The sequence below is a fragment of the Microbispora sp. NPDC088329 genome (assembly GCF_040685655.1).
Classification (GTDB): domain Bacteria; phylum Actinomycetota; class Actinomycetes; order Streptosporangiales; family Streptosporangiaceae; genus Microbispora.
The window spans coordinates 1-14455 of sequence record NZ_JBFBIP010000002.1 but is presented as its reverse complement, the minus strand read 5'-3'; the positions used below and the strand labels follow the sequence as shown (position 1 = coordinate 14455).

11 protein-coding genes are annotated in these 14455 nt (G+C 70.2%); 7 read left to right on the top strand and 4 right to left on the bottom strand.

From position 1 onward, the window contains the following. Positions 1–23: 23 nt before the first annotated feature. A complete protein-coding gene (locus AB0O28_RS04455; RefSeq protein WP_363636208.1) occupies positions 24–1748 on the bottom strand; it encodes a helix-turn-helix domain-containing protein in 1725 nt (574 codons plus the stop codon). 219 nt (positions 1749–1967) lie between these two features. Here AB0O28_RS04455 and AB0O28_RS04450 point away from each other — a divergent pair, with 219 nt between their 5' ends. Further along, on the top strand, positions 1968–2423 hold the full coding sequence (locus tag AB0O28_RS04450; protein WP_363636206.1) for a hypothetical protein: 456 nt from the start codon (positions 1968–1970) through the stop codon (positions 2421–2423). Positions 2424–2447: 24 nt separating this feature from the next. Here the strand turns inward: AB0O28_RS04450 and AB0O28_RS04445 are convergent, their stop codons facing one another. Both AB0O28_RS04445 and AB0O28_RS04440 read right to left on the bottom strand, forming a co-directional pair. After that, entirely contained in the window at positions 2448–3698 is a 1251-nt protein-coding gene (locus tag AB0O28_RS04445; protein ID WP_363636204.1) for an MFS transporter, read from the bottom strand. Positions 3699–4234: 536 nt separating this feature from the next. After that, the gene (locus tag AB0O28_RS04440; RefSeq protein WP_363636202.1) at positions 4235–4885 is read right to left on the bottom strand and encodes a TetR/AcrR family transcriptional regulator; all 651 of its coding nucleotides are present in this window, start codon (positions 4883–4885) and stop codon (positions 4235–4237) included. A 271-nt stretch (positions 4886–5156) separates the two neighbouring features. Here AB0O28_RS04440 and AB0O28_RS04435 point away from each other — a divergent pair, with 271 nt between their 5' ends. The 4 genes from AB0O28_RS04435 to AB0O28_RS04420 all read left to right on the top strand — a co-directional run bounded on the left by AB0O28_RS04435 (position 5157) and on the right by AB0O28_RS04420 (position 9165). Further along, positions 5157–5606, top strand: coding sequence for a hypothetical protein (locus AB0O28_RS04435; protein ID WP_363636200.1), 450 nt, complete (start codon positions 5157–5159; stop codon positions 5604–5606). Beyond that, positions 5603–7141, top strand: a complete 1539-nt coding sequence (locus AB0O28_RS04430; RefSeq protein WP_363636198.1) for a multicopper oxidase domain-containing protein — start codon at positions 5603–5605, stop codon at positions 7139–7141. Before AB0O28_RS04435 ends, AB0O28_RS04430 begins: the two co-directional genes overlap by 4 nt. Positions 7142–7255: 114 nt before the next feature. After that, positions 7256–8203, top strand: coding sequence for an alpha/beta fold hydrolase (locus AB0O28_RS04425; protein ID WP_363636196.1), 948 nt, complete (start codon positions 7256–7258; stop codon positions 8201–8203). Next, entirely contained in the window at positions 8098–9165 is a 1068-nt protein-coding gene (locus AB0O28_RS04420) for a carboxymuconolactone decarboxylase family protein (protein ID WP_363636194.1), read from the top strand. The genes AB0O28_RS04425 and AB0O28_RS04420 overlap by 106 nt, the downstream gene beginning before the upstream one ends. A 280-nt stretch (positions 9166–9445) precedes the next feature. Here AB0O28_RS04420 and AB0O28_RS04415 read toward each other — a convergent pair whose 3' ends face one another. After that, entirely contained in the window at positions 9446–10522 is a 1077-nt protein-coding gene (locus AB0O28_RS04415; protein WP_363636192.1) for a glycoside hydrolase family 11 protein, read from the bottom strand. Between the two features lie 580 nt (positions 10523–11102). Between AB0O28_RS04415 and lgt the strand changes: the two genes are divergently transcribed. Both lgt and AB0O28_RS04405 read left to right on the top strand, forming a co-directional pair. Then, on the top strand, positions 11103–11996 hold the full coding sequence (gene lgt, locus AB0O28_RS04410; protein ID WP_363636190.1) for a prolipoprotein diacylglyceryl transferase: 894 nt from the start codon (positions 11103–11105) through the stop codon (positions 11994–11996). A gap of 740 nt (positions 11997–12736) precedes the next feature. Next, on the top strand, positions 12737–14224 hold the full coding sequence (locus tag AB0O28_RS04405; protein ID WP_363636188.1) for a non-reducing end alpha-L-arabinofuranosidase family hydrolase: 1488 nt from the start codon (positions 12737–12739) through the stop codon (positions 14222–14224). The last annotated feature ends 231 nt before the right edge of the window (positions 14225–14455 follow it).

Genomic DNA, 14455 nt, shown 5'->3' with positions numbered 1-14455 from the left:
AACCAGGCGCGCGCAGGGCGCCGTCAGCGGCCGGGCTGGATCGTGATCAGCACCGGCTGTTCGGTGATCTGCAGGGTGTGCGGGGCGGGCATGGAGTGTCCGTCCAAGAATCGGATGGTGTCGGCGCCGCGATCGGCCGGCATCGAGGCGGTGCCCGATTCGGTCCAGCGGACGACGGCCCGGACAGGTTCCCGGCCGTCCGCGCTGTCCAGCACGAACTGGCATTGCCAGACCTGTGCCGGCAGCCCGTCGGGCGAGCTGTGACCACAGGAGGTGATGCGGGCGCCGGTCAGCCAGTGCTGGAGCGTGTCCACCGCGTGGGCCGCGGCGGTCGGTGGCCCGCCCACGGCCTGGAGCACGAGCGGGATCTTCGTGCCGCCCCAGTTGTAGAAGTACATGCGGTCGTATCGCACATACATCCCAATCAGGTAGAAGCGCACCGCGTACGCGATGGCGTGTGCCTGGTCCAGTTTGTGATCTTCGGGGATGCGGTAGACGGTCCCGGTGCTCCACAGCCGCGGATGCACTCCGGCCTCATGAAACGTGCGCTCGATGACGGCCGCGAGACGAACGAGGCTCTCGGGGGTGTCGCCGTCGTGCTGCGGGGCGAGTTTCACCCCGGCGGCATCGCACACCTGGTATCCGCCGGCCGCGGCGAAGTCGCGCAGGAATTGCTGGGATGCCGGCTCCCACAGATTCCCGATCGAGGGGCATACGAGGGTCGCGGCCGGATCGGCGCGGCGGATGACCGCGGCGGCTTGCTGCGTCATGCGGGCCAGCGTCGCTGCGTCGCCGGTGTAGAAGTGCGGTGAGGGCGCGAACGCCCACAGTTCGTAGGCGTCGATCCGGCCCGCGTATCGGGTCGCGACGGCCTTGACGAAGCGGACCCAGTCCTTCAGATCATCGGGGGGCGCCGTGCGTGACCCGTCGGGGTAGGGGCCGAGTGGCGCGTCCGGCGCCGCCCACTGGGGCGTGCCGCCGAAGGTGTAAAGCACGGGGAGGTTCGCACCGTGGGCGGAGTCGACGAGGCGGTCCAGGGTGGTCCAGTCGAACCGGTCGCGGGCCGGTTCGAGCAGGGACCAGAGGGTTCCGCTGTCCCATAATCGGATCCCGCCGACCCGGAAGGTCGGCATGGCCCCGCTGCTGCTGTTGATCGTAACGCCGTAGAAGTTCGCGGCCACCGGGGTGGGTGGCTGCGACCAGGCCGGGCCGGAAATCCATTGCGGCGCCGGGCGCTCAGCCGTCCGGCCGGCCGGAGAAGAAGCGGTGGCACCGATGATCACCACGGCGGCCAGCACACAGGCGAGGGCGGTGAAACGCATCGGCCTGCGGCCGCTGAGGGCAGGGCGCCGGCCGTACCCGGCGGATGCCGGTGCCGGATCCCGCGGGCGCGGCACCGCTGCTGCGAGACCCACCGCCGGGTCCGCGGCGGCCCGGCCGAGCAACGGAGCAGCCGGCGCCGGGTCCGGCGCCGGAATCCAGAGATCGTCAGCGACGGGCTTGCGGCCGGCTTCGAGGCGGGCGGCGTCGGCTTGTGCCCACAGGCGGTACAACTCCGCCAACTCCGCCTTGTTCGCTCCGCAGGACAGCGCTATCCGCTCCACCATTCCGTAGCTGTCCGGCAGGACCTGACCCCGGCAGTATCGGTGCAATGTGGAGGCGCTGACGCCACAGCGGCCGGCGAGCTCCGCGTAGCTGCAGCCGCTGCGTTCCTTCAGCGAGTGCAAGAGCGCGGCCAGTTCCGACACCTTCTCACCCCACCCGTCGGGCATCCTCGCGTCCCAGCCCGGCGAATCCGCGCAGGTCGCACCAATCGTCGCATCCCAGGCGTCAGCCGGGACACGCATAGCTTGCGTCAGAGTCATGTGGCCCAGCAATCTCGGAGCGCCGGAGATCCACGACGCCCACGTGACAAGCGTCGGCGCCGATCGGGTCTGTGCCGGCATGGGATCGCCGAGGAGGAAGTTGTGAACAAAACGATCAGGCGACTCGCGATGCCGATCATCGGCACGCTGCTCGCATCCAGTGCGGTTTTCGCGTCGTCCTCGCCCGCTCAGGCCGGAGGGTGCACCCTGTGGATCTGTGGCGAGGCGAAGAACAACTCTCCCTGGACCATCTACACGACCGAGGTGCTGGGCACGGGCGGCCCACATTGGTGCGACGTATGGAACGGGGGCGGCGGCATGACCTCGTCCTGGTGGCACACCACGTGCGAACAGAAGCCGCTGGCCCCTGGCCAGAGCAGGGGCGGAGGGGGCGTCGACGTCGACGCGGTCACTTTCGCCGACCGCGACTACGTGATCAAGATAGACGGAACCATCCTGGGATGGAGAACAAAAGGCGTCTGGACGAGGATTCACTCCGATCAGTACGTGACCTGTTTCAAGAACTCCAACGGCGACCCCATGTGTGAGGTCAGCTGACGCGCGGACGCGGCGGGGTCGCGTCTACGTCTGCGCGTCCGGCGCCGTCGCCCCCGTCGCGCGCACCGATCGCAGGATGACGAACATGCAGGCCGTCCCGGCCGTTCCGGCTCCGCAGATCACCACGTACGGGGGAACCAGCGCGGCGACGGCGCCGCCGGCGGTCACGCCGAGCCCTTGGAGGGTCATGAGCCCGGCGCCCAGCAGGGACATGGCGCTGCCCCGCACCGTCTCGGGCACCGCATGCACGAACCACTGGTCCATGCCGAGCGTGTAGGCGGCGCACAGTCCGGTGAGCAGCAGGAGCGCGACCGCGAGCGGCAACGGCGGATGGACGGCGAACGCGGCCATCGGCAGCATCGACCCCGCTGCCAGCGGCAATGCGATCCGCTCGCGGCCGGCCGCCCCGAGCAGGGCGCCGGCCAGCACCTCGCCCACCGCGGTCCCTGCGGGCATCGCGGCCATGAGGAGCCCGAACCCCGCCGAGCCCGCACCCGCGGCGTCCGCGAAAGGCGCGGCGGTTCCCTCGGCGACGATGAAGAACATCGGCGGGATCCACCACATCAGCAGCAGCGCGCGGACCCGGGGGGCGCCGAGCAGCAGCCGGGTGGAGGCGATCGACGCGCGCATCATCGCCTCGCCCCCCGACGCCCGGGCCGGGCGGCCACGGGTGCCCAGACGCAGGAGCAGCGCGGAACCGAGAAAGGCGCCGGCGGTCACGTGAAGCGCGGTGCGGGGTGACAGCCATACCAGGGCCAATCCGCCGAGTCCGTAGCCGATGATCTGGGACCCCTGCGAGACCATCCGCACCAGCGAGCGACCCAGGACGTACGCCTCGTCCGGCAGGATGTCGGCCAGGCTCGCGGCCCGGGTGCCGGTGAACAACGGCGACATCATCGAGACGGCGAAGCGGAGGACGAACACAACCGCGAGCGGAGTCACCGGAACGGCCATCAACGCCACGCAGCCGGCCGAGAGCAGGTCGCAGGCGACCAGCACCCGGCGGGCGGGGTATCGGTCGGCGACGCCGGAGAGCAGGATCCCGCTGAGAGCGTAGGGCAGGAAGCCGAGGGCGAAGACGAGCGCCGTCAGCGGCGCCGAACCGGTCCGCCGGAACACCAGCACGGCCAGTGAGGCGTCGGCGAAGACGCTGCCCAGCATGGAAAGGACATGGGCCGCGAATATCGCCCGGAATTCCCTGACCGCGAACACGGTGCCGTATCCGGCGTCGGCGCGTGCTCGGCTTCGCGAGGCCGCTGAGGAGGGTTCTGCCATGCGGAGATTCGCTTTTCCCTGTCGTAGCGGTCACAGCAGGTATTCGCGGGCGCCGACGCCGGGTCCGAAGGGCGGCATGACTGCCGGGGCGTTCTGCCCCCCTCGGACCCGGTACGACGATCTCGTGACCAAATCGGACTGAGATCAACTTCTTGGGTCATGCCTGTCTAGTTGGGGAACCAGCCCTTGGCGAACGAGGTCATGGCCATTCACCTCCCTACATGGGTGGGTGATCGCGGGGGAGTGCGTCGACGGCGATCACGGGCGCGACATGCCCCCCGATTAACCCGAACGACTATGTTCGAGTTTTACCCTAACGCCTAAGTCGTACATTGCTGTTCGGGTTGGGTTGTGACATGAGTCACAGCGTGCTGTCGCCGAAAGAGGGGAGAGGCCGGCGCGACCAGGTGCCAGGCGGGAGCCGCCGGACCCGTCCGAAGGCGCGGCCGAGCAGCAGGTCGCCGGTGGAGCGGATGCGGAGCCGCGTGGCCGCGTCGTCGGCGTACGCGACCAGGACCGGCCGGTGACGTCGGCGGTTACGGTGCCTGCGTGGGCACGGCCGTGCCGGGCGCGGTGAGGGCGGCGAGCAGCGTCGCCGAGATGACCCGCGCGGCATCGTCGGCGTCCAGCCTGCCGGCGGCGGTGTCCTCCGCCGCGGCGTGCATCAGGGTGAACACGGTTGTGACGAGCCACCTCTCGGGCAGATCGTCGCGGAAGACGCCATCGTGCCGCCCGCGGGCGATGATCGCCCGGACCCTGTGCAGGGTCCGGTCGTGGACGGCCCGGATCCGCTCCGGCGGCAGTTCGCGCTGGGCGGCCCGAAGCACGGAGTGCAACTGGTGGACGATCTGCCATGAAGCGCCGACGAGCCGGGTCAGCGCCTGGCGTGGGTCACCGGTGGTGTCGGTCGCGTCGAGCGCGGCGTCGGACTGCTCCATCGTGCGTGTCAGGACGGCGTTGACGAGATCCGCCCGGGTTTTGAAGTGCCCGTAGAGCGTGACCCGCCCGACCCCCGCCGCCTTGGCGATGTCGGCGACGCTGGCGTCGGCGTCGCGGGCCAGGCACAGCTGGGCCGCGTCCAGGATGGATCTGATGTTGCGCCGGGCGTCGGCTCGCCGCCCGGCCTGCGCCCCGGGGCGCTGCGCGGACCGCGACCCGTCACCGGCGTCGCGCGGTGTGGCTGCCATTTCCGCTCCTGCGCTCCCTGAGCCCGCGTTGTCGAGCAACCCGAACAGATTAGTCCACGTTGCCGCCGCGTACCGCCACGAGAAGTCCGGGCCCTCCCGGTGTCACCGCGCTGCGAGAACGCTAAGTCGGACGCGGATGTTCAATTTGGTGGTAGCGTCGTAACCTGAACATTGATGTTCAAGTTGACGGTTGATCGGTCTCGCCGTCGACATGCCGGGGGTGCCGTCCCGCACGGCCTCACCATGCTTGTGAAACGGAAAGAGGGTCGTCGTGACAGATGGTGTGCGAGATTCCGGACGCGTCCGCCGCCGGCCGTACCTGCTGTGCCGGGGTACGACGGCGGGCCTGGGCGCGCTTGGGGTGGCGCAAGCCGTATCCGCAGGGAGCTTCCTCAGCGGGCATTACGACGCGGTGACGGTGCACGCGACGACGGCCATGGTGATGGTGGCCGTCGCGGTCGTGCAAGCCGCCGGCGTGGTCGTGCTGCGGAGGGCGGGCGGACCCCGGTCGGTGCTGTTGCTCGGCCTCGCGTTTCCCCTGATCCTGGGCGGGCTGACCGGGCTCGGGATGGGCCGGGTGCTGACCCTGCACGTCCCGCTCGGGGTGCTCGCCGTGGTCGGCCTGCTGCGGCTCGCGGCGTGGGTGTGGCGTACGCCGCTACCTGCCCGGGTCCAGGCGGCCGCCCCGGCGCACGACCGGCCGGTCGGAGCGCTGTCGTGAACCGGCGCGCGGTGCTGCGTCTCGGCGCGGCCGCGGCCGGTGTGGGCGCCGTGGGCGTGGGGTGGCCGTCGGCCGCCGCGCTGCTCGCCCCGGGACAGCCCGGCCGGCTGCTGCGCAGCCGGACGGCGCTGCCCGAGCCCTATCGGGTCGCGCTGCCCGTACCTTCCCGGCTCGCCCCGGTCCGCACCGACTCCACCACGGACCACTACGAGATCACCCAGCGGGTCGCGGAGCTGCGCATCCTGCCGGGCCTGCCGACCCCGGCATGGACCTACGGCGGCACCTTCCCCGGGCCGACGATCGTCTCACGCTCGGGCCGGCGCACCGTGGTGCGTCACCGCAACGACCTGCCGCAGCCGGTCGTGGTGCACCTGCACGGTGGGCACACCCCCGCCGGCAGCGACGGATACCCCGTCGACCTCATCCTGCCCACGTCCGGAGCCATGCCCGCCGACCACGCCATGCCCGGCATGCCCGGCGACGTGGCCACGGGGGAGCGGGCGTACGCCTATCCGATGAACCAGCGGGCGGCGACTCTGTGGTACTACGACCACCGCATGGGCCACACCGGCCTGAACGTGTGGCGCGGCCTGGCCGGATTCCACCTCGTCGCCGACGACGAGTCCGACGCCCTGCTCCTGCCGCGAGGTCACCGCGACATCCCGCTGATGATCGTCGACCGGTCCTTCGCCGCGGACGGATCCTTCCGGTATCCGGTCACCGCCACCGGCGGCGTGGCGGACGCGTACATGAACGGGGTCCTCGGCGACGTCATCCTGGTCAACGGCGCACCCTGGCCGGTCGCGCAGACGGACCCGGCCCGCTACCGGCTGCGCCTGCTCAACGCCTCCAACGCGCGGCGCTACCGTCTGGAACTCGATCCGCAGCCGGCCGGCGGTTCCGCCCTGGTGCAGATCGGCAGCGACGGAGGGCTGCTGGCCCGGCCGGTCGGCCATGACGCTCTGGAACTCGCCCCGGGCGAACGCTTCGACGTCGTCGTCGACTTCTCCCGATACCGGCAGGGAACCAAGGTGCGGCTGGTCAACCGCCTGGGTTCCGGCAGCACCGCGGAGGTGATGCGGTTCGACGTCACGGGGCGGGACCGCGGTGACGATTCCGCGATACCCGACCGGCTGGGCGCGGGCGTCGCCCCGCTCGCCCCGCAGCACGCCGTCGCCACCCGTACGTTCGTGTTCCGGCAGCGCCGCGGCGGCGCCTGGGCCATCAACGATCTGGCCTACCGGCCGGGCCGTGCGCTGGCGACACCCAGGCTGGGCACCGTCGAGATCTGGCGTTTCGTCACCGACTTCCACCACCCCGTGCATCTGCACCTGGACCACTTCCAGGTGCTGTCCCGCAACGGCGGCGCCCCGGGACCCTACGACGCGGGCTGGAAGGACACCGTCGACGTACGCCCGTCGGATGCGGTGGAGATCCTCACGCGGTTCACCGACTACCAGGGCGCGTTCCTGCTGCACTGCCACAACCTCGAACACGAGGACATGGCGATGATGGCCGATTTCATCACTGTCTGACCGTCTGAAAGCCCGAGGCCGCGCCTCGATCGCATCGATCGTGCACGCATCCCGGCCGCGTACGGCGCGGCCGGCCCACCCGGCCGGCGGATCGGCCAAGACAAGAGGAACACGATGATCGCAGATCGCCCGGACGACCGTGACGACGCACCCGCGCCGGCCGTCCTGACCCGCCGCCACATGCTCGGCGCCGGGACCGCCGCCGCGGCGACCGGCCTGCTCCGACTCCCGCCCCCGGCGCATGACGGGCTGCCGCGATCGGCACCGGCCCCTCACACGAAGGTGTTGCGTACGCCCGAATACCGATTCCGGGACCTGGCCGACTACCCGTTCGAGCCGCACTACGTCCACGTCGACGCCGGCGACGGCACCGGTGGCCGGCTGCGGATGCATTACGTCGACGAGCGGCCGGCCGGCGCGGTGAAGCCGTCCGGGCAGACGATCCTGCTTCTTCACGGGCAACCGTCGTGGAGTTACCTGTACCGGCACGTGATCCCCCCGCTCGTGGCCGCCGGGCATCGCTGCGTCGCCCCCGACCTGGTCGGCTTCGGCCGCTCCGACAAGCCCGCGTCCCGTTTCGCGTACACCTACCAGCGTCACGTGGACTGGCTGCGCGAAGCGCTGTTCGACCGGCTCGGCCTGCGCGACGTGACCATGGTGTGTCACGACTGGGGCGGCCTACACCGACGACCCGGGCTACGCCGTCCCCTATCCCGACCAGTGGTTGCGCGAGCGCATTCCGGGCGCCCAAGGCCAACCGCACACCACCATCACCGGCGCGGGTCACTTCGTCCAGGAAGACCAGGGCCCCCGGCTCGCCGCGATCGTCAACGGCTTCGTCGAGTCGACGCGGTAGGGCCGGTCACGACCCCTCATCGTCAGGCGCCGGCGAACCGCCGTACGACCACGACGCCGGCAACCCAGCAGCGGAACCACAACCTCGTATGGAGTCCCGCATGTCGATCCGCCACATCACGCCCGTGCCCAGGAAAGCGGCGTCCGGCCGAGTCGCCGAGGTCTACGCCCAGTCCGTGGCCGACTTCGGCCAGGCCGCGTTCATGATGCTGTCGCCCGCACCCGATCTGCACGCCGCAGCCTGGGCCTTCCTGCGCGAGTCAGAGGTGGCGGGCTCCGCGCCCCGCCTCGGCAAGGAGGTCGTCGCCGTCGCCGTATCGCACGCCAACCGGTGCCGCTTCTGCATCGACGCGCACAGCATCCTGGTCCACGCCCTCGGCGAGCATCGGCTCGCCGAGGACCTGCTCCACGACCGGACCCCGGCGCGAGCCGACCACGCCAAGCTCGTCGCCTGGGCGAAAGCCACCGGAGTGCCCGGCGCGGCGCAGCCGTCGCCGCCGTTCCCGGCCGAACTCGCCGCCGAGTACATCGGCACCGCCCTGTCCACGCACTTCAACAACCGCATGTACTCCGCGCTCACCGACGAACAACTCCTCCCCGGCAACCTGCAACGATCGCGGTCGGTACGCCGCGTCGGCGCCATGGCGTACACCCGCACCGTTCACCGCGAGCTCACCCGAGGCGACAGCCTGGCCCTGCTGGCCGGAATACCGTCGGGGCACGCACCCGCCTGGGCGGCCGGCACACCGATCGCGACCGCGTTCGCCGCACTGCGCGGCGCCGCGGTCGCCGGCGGCGCGCTGCTGGGCGAACCGGGCCGGAACGTCCTGCGGACCGCCGTGGCCGAGTGGGACCCCACCCACCCGCCGTCACCCGGCGCGTGGCTCGCCCAACGGCTGGCGAGCCTTCCCGCCGCCGACCGGCCCGCCGCCCGACTCGCCCTCCTCGCCGCCCTCGCACCCCACGACGTCACCGACACGGAGGTCACCGCATGGCGCATCGCGGTCCACGGCACCGACGCCGACCTGGTGCGACTGCTGGCCTATGGCGCCATCATCGCCGTGGACCGGATCGAGGATGCCATCACCGGCCACCCGACCCTTCCGCCGGTGCTCACCACCGGGGAAGCGCCCGGTGCACCGAGGACGCGCGGACCCGCCGGAGGGTGATCCACCATCCCGTCGGACCCCAGGCCTTCGGGGTTCGACCTCGGTGCCGTCGCCGAGGCGCGTTCAGGCGGTGGGGATGTCCAACGTTTGCGGCAGACCCCGCCGAAGCCTCGCCGCCGGGGCTTACCCCGGCCGGGCGGGTGGCGCCGTTCGCCCGCGACGGGCAGGGGAGCGGACGCGGGCCGGCGTGGCGAGGGAGCGGGGCCCGAGGGCGCCCGCTCCCCGTTCGCGCATCGCCGCGCCGTGACGCACGGTCGTGCCGGTCAGCCGCCGGTGGTGGTCAGCCGGTGGTGCAGGCCGAGCCGTTGAGGCTGAAGGCCGAGGGGTTGGGGTTGCCGCCGGAGTAGGTGCCCTGGAAGCCGAACGAGGTGCTGGCACCGGGGGCCAGCGAGCCGTTGTAGGACACGTTGCGCGCGGTCACCGACGAGCCGCTCTGGCTCACTGTGGCGTTCCAGGAGTTGGTGATCTGCTGGCCGCCGGAGAAGGACCAGGCCAGCGTCCAGCCGTTGATCGTGCCGTTGCCGGTGTTGGTGACGGTCACGTCGGCGGTGAAGCCGTTGTTCCACTCGTTCTTCGAGTAGGACACGCGGCACGCGCCGGTGCCTCCCGGCGAGGAGGGCGAGACCGCGGGAGAGGGACGGGAGGAGGGCGAGACCGCGGGAGAGGGATCGGTCGTGCCGCCGATGGTGATGTTGGAGTTACCGCTGCTCTGGTAGCCCTCGGTGGCGACGATCTGGTAGTCGTGGTTGCCCAGGTTCATGCCGTAGCGGGCCCAGGCGTCGAAGTGGTTGCCGGTGGTGATGGTGCCGCCGACGCGCTTCTGCTGGCGGACGCTCCAGTACTGGTTGAAGGTCTGGTTGCCGTCGATGGACGGGGCGTTGTAGCGCGTGGTCTCGTAGATGTCGTAGGTGCCGCCGTCACTGGTGACGGTGCCCTTGTAGGTGCCGGTGGGCCGCCAGGAGCCCCAGCTGTCGACGATGTAGTACTCCACCAGCGGGTTCCTCGTCCACCCGTACACCGACAGGTAGGAGTTGCCGGAGGGGTTGAAGCTGCCTGAGTAGGTGATGGTCCTGCGCGTACCGGGTTTCCAGCCCTTGCCGGCGACGAAGTTGTTGGTGTTGCGCCATGAGGTGCTGTAGTTGCCGCCGGAGCCGAGGTCCATGGAGACGGTGCCCTGGCTGTCGGTCCAGAACGAGAAGAAGTAGCCGTTGTTGGTGCCGGTCTGGTTGGTGGTCACGGCGGCGTGGGCGACGCCGGGCAGCAGCGCCACGGCCGCGGCCAGCGCCACGGCGCAGACACGGCCGATCAACAGCCGCACACCACCGCGCCCACGGCTTCTGACGGGAATGTGATTCATGGACGTGCTTCCTCCTCAACGGGCCGACGGCGGCCGGGTCAGGTGATGCCGGCGGCCGGGGTGGCGGCCACCGCGCGCCGGCTCGTACACCGCGGCGGGGGTTGACCGGTCGGCACGCGGTCGCCGGCCTGAGGACCATGTCGCGGTTCGTGACCCGGATCGACAGTGGCCGAGGCCCTTCGTGTGGGCGAAACTATCGGACAGACGGCGAAAGTGTCAGGCCGAGTCGTCGAAACTGTCAACAACTCGTGTGAAGCCGGATCCGCCCGGAGAGTCGTTTCGATGGATTTGTCCTGGTCGCGCTGATCGCCGACGGTGTGAGCGCCGCCAGGCGCCATGAAAGTTACGTGGAGCCCTCGGATGTGACCCGAGGAAGCCGAGCCACGATCAATGAGGGGCGGCTGATACTTTCGTTATTTCACCGATAATTTCCTGAGCTTGGACGACCGGCATGGCCGAGGACCGCATCACGGCCGCGGTCGAGTGCTGCACGGTCCGTCAACGCGCGTCACGTCGCGGAAGGTTAGCGATCGGGTCACGAAGGCGGCGAGGCGGCCTCATGGTGATTAGCCTCACCGGCATGCCTCTTGCCTCGATTCCCAGCCCTGCCCAAGGTGTCTGGCATCTCGGATTCGTTCCGATCCGGGCCTACGCATTGTGCTTCATCGTCGCGATCCTCTTCGCCACCTGGCTCAGCGAGCGCCGCTGGCGCGCCCGCGGCGGCGAGAAGGGCGTGATCGGCGACATCGCGGTCCCCGGGGTGATCTTCGGTCTGATCGGGGCTCGCCTCTACCACGTCATCACCGACTGGCAGACCTACTTCGGCCCGCGCGCGGTCAAGGAGCCCTACCAGGCGCTGTTCGTCTGGGAAGGCGGGCTCAGCATCTGGGGCGCGGTCGCCCTGGGAGGCGTGGGTGTGTGGCTGGCCTGCCGCCGCCGGGGACTGTCCCTGGGCGCCGTGGCCGACACGGTCGCGCCCGGCATCGCGTTCGGGCAGGCGATCGCCCGTTGGGGCAACTGGTTCAACCAGGAGCTGTACGGCGGTCCGACCACGTTGCCGTGGGGCCTGGAGATCGACCAGGCGCACGGCGGCGAGCCGGGCGTGCTCTACCACCCGACGTTCCTGTACGAGTCGCTGTGGGACGCGGCGCTCGGTTTCGGTCTGATCCTGGCCGGCAGGCGGTTCGCGCTACGCCACGGCCGCCTGTTCGCCCTCTACGTCGCCGGCTACACGTTCGGGCGGTTCTGGATCGAGGGGCTGCGGATCGACCCGGTGGGCGGAGTGGACCACGCGGTGACGCTCCTGGGGCTGCGGATCAACCAGTGGACCTCGATCGTGCTGTTCGCCGGCGCGCTGGTCTATCTCTGGATGACGCGTGACAAGAACGGCGAGCAGATCCTGGCGCCGGCCGCACGACACGAGGCCTCGCACGAAGAGAACCGCGGGCATGGGTCCGGAGCATCGATCACGTGACGTGTCCGTGCGGGCATCGCACGGTCCGCGGTAGTGCCGATGCCGACACGGCACCGGTGACGACATGACGCGGCGAAGGCGACCGTGCGCGACGTCCGTCTTCGCCGTCGTGAACCTCCTCATCGGTGACTCTTCGGGAGGGCGGCTCCAGGGACGTGGTGTCTGCCCGCCGGGCCGCCCCGCACCAGGGCCGCCGCGACGGTGGCCACAGGTGGGCTGTTAGCGTTAACAATTCTTCCTCGTCGTGGTTCCTTCTCTGCCGGATCCTTGTGTGTGGTGGCAGGTCGGAGCCAATACAAGACGAAGAGGCGATGTCAAGGACGGCGCCACGCGCTCACGGAGGGGCGGCGGACGGGCGTGCGGCTCATCAGGCGTTATCGGGGGCCGACGCCCCTGCCGGGGAGAGCGTCGCTCTGAAACTTTCTTAGAGGGCTTGACACATTTAAGTATGGTTTCCACACTTTGTCCCCGAGGCGGCTTCTCCTGCCCATGTGGTGGTGCGCGGCGAGGACCGCCCTTCGCGACGCCCTGATGGTGTGCGTTCTCCGATCACGGGACGCGGCGTCGATCGCGCGGGACGACCCCCGCGTGTCCGCTTTTCCTGCAACGGCTCCATCGCCGTCGGCGGCTCCACGACCTTCGGGTGCACCGCGAACGGCACCGCGGCGCACCGCGGCCATCCCGGCCGTTACCCGCACGAGCCTTCGACGGCGGCCGGACATGACGATGAGGAGATACAGATGCGTCTGCCCTGGCGAGCGCGCTCACCGCGCCCCTCCGCCGGCACGATCGCGGCGCCGCCCCGGCGGGCCTCGCGCCGCGCCCTCGTGATCGGCTCCATCCCGGTCCTGCTGGCCGGCGCCGGCACCCTGCTGGCCACACAGCCCGCCCAGGCCGCGGTCGCCTGCCGGGTCGACTACACCATCAGTTCGAGCTGGCCGGGCGGCTTCAACGCCAGCGTCACCATCAACAACCTCGGCGACGCGGTCAACGGCTGGCGCCTGACCTGGTCCTTCGGCGCCGGCGAGCAGATCTCCCAGATCTGGAACGCCACGCAGACCCAGTCCGGTTCGTCGGTGACCGCCACCAACGTCTCCTACAACGGCAGCATCCCCAGCGGCGGCAGCACGAACTTCGGGTTCAACGGGTCCTCGAACGGCTCCGCTTCGGTGCCCACCTCGTTCTCCCTGAACGGGGTGGCCTGCACCGGCAGCCCGGGCTCGCCCAGCCCCTCACCGGCGCAGTCCCCGAACACCTCCCCGTCCCCGAACACGTCCCCGTCCCCGTCCCCGTCTCCGTCGGCGACGCCGACCGGCACGTGCGCTCTCCCGTCGTCGTACCGCTGGACGTCGACCGGCGCACTCGCGAACCCGAAGTCGGGCTGGGTCTCGCTCAAGGACTTCACCAACGTCGTCTACAACGGCAAGCACCTGGTCTACGCGACGACGCACGACAATGGATCGGGCTGGGGCTCGATGGGCTTCAGCACGTTCACCAACTGGTCCGACATGGCCTCGGCCACCCAGACCAAGATGAACTCGGGCACCGTCGCGCCCACGCTGTTCTACTTCGCCCCCAAGAACATCTGGGTGCTGGCCTACCAGTGGGGCGGGACCGCCTTCTCCTACCGCACCTCCAGCGACCCCACCAACCCCAATGGCTGGTCGGCGCAGCAGACGCTGTCCACCGCGAGCATCTCCGGCTCGGGCACCGGGCCGATCGACCAGACGCTGATCGGTGACGGCCAGAACATGTACCTGTTCTTCGCCGGCGACAACGGCAAGATCTACCGGCAGAGCATGCCCATCGGCAACTTCCCCAGCAGCTTCGGCTCCAACTACACGCAGATCATGAGCGACTCGACCAACAACCTCTTCGAGGCGGTCGAGGTCTACAAGCTCCAGGGCCAGAACAAGTACCTCATGCTCGTCGAGGCGATCGGTTCGCGGGGCCGCTACTTCCGCTCGTTCACCGCCGACAGCCTGAGCGGCTCGTGGACCCCGAACGCCGCGACCGAGAGCAACCCCTTCGCCGGCAAGGCCAACAGCGGCGCCACCTGGACCAACGACATCAGCCACGGTGACCTGGTCCGCAACAACCCCGACCAGACCAAGACCGTCGACCCCTGCAACCTGCAGCTGCTCTACCAGGGCCGCAGCCCCAGCTCCGATGGCGTCGACTACGGCCTCCTGCCCTACCGTCCGGGTCTGCTGACCCTGCAGCGCTGACGGTGACACGGGTCCGGTCCCGGTGACGTTCGCGGTGAAGGCGTACACCCAACCGGGTGAATGTCGACACGGCACGCGATCAGGACCGGGTGAACCTGGAGCGGCGGGGGGGGGGGCCGGGCGCGGTGGCGGTGCTGCGGGGCGAGCGTTTTGTTCCGGGGGGGCGCGTGGCGCGCGGCGATCTGGTTCAGGCCGGGCCGGGTTCCGATGAGGATGCCGCGGCGGCGGGAG

Excerpts from the sequence above, each read along its gene's own strand:
- AB0O28_RS04445 (WP_363636204.1), bottom strand. The coding sequence starts at position 3,698 with ATGGCAGAACCCTCCTCAGCGGCCTCGCGAAGCCGAGCACGCGCCGAC.
- AB0O28_RS04440 (WP_363636202.1), bottom strand. The coding sequence starts at position 4,885 with ATGGCAGCCACACCGCGCGACGCCGGTGACGGGTCGCGGTCCGCGCAG.
- AB0O28_RS04425 (WP_363636196.1), top strand. The coding sequence starts at position 7,256 with ATGATCGCAGATCGCCCGGACGACCGTGACGACGCACCCGCGCCGGCC.
- AB0O28_RS04420 (WP_363636194.1), top strand. The coding sequence starts at position 8,098 with ATGTCGATCCGCCACATCACGCCCGTGCCCAGGAAAGCGGCGTCCGGC.
- AB0O28_RS04415 (WP_363636192.1), bottom strand. The coding sequence starts at position 10,522 with ATGAATCACATTCCCGTCAGAAGCCGTGGGCGCGGTGGTGTGCGGCTG.
- lgt (WP_363636190.1), top strand. The coding sequence starts at position 11,103 with ATGCCTCTTGCCTCGATTCCCAGCCCTGCCCAAGGTGTCTGGCATCTC.
- AB0O28_RS04405 (WP_363636188.1), top strand. The coding sequence starts at position 12,737 with ATGCGTCTGCCCTGGCGAGCGCGCTCACCGCGCCCCTCCGCCGGCACG.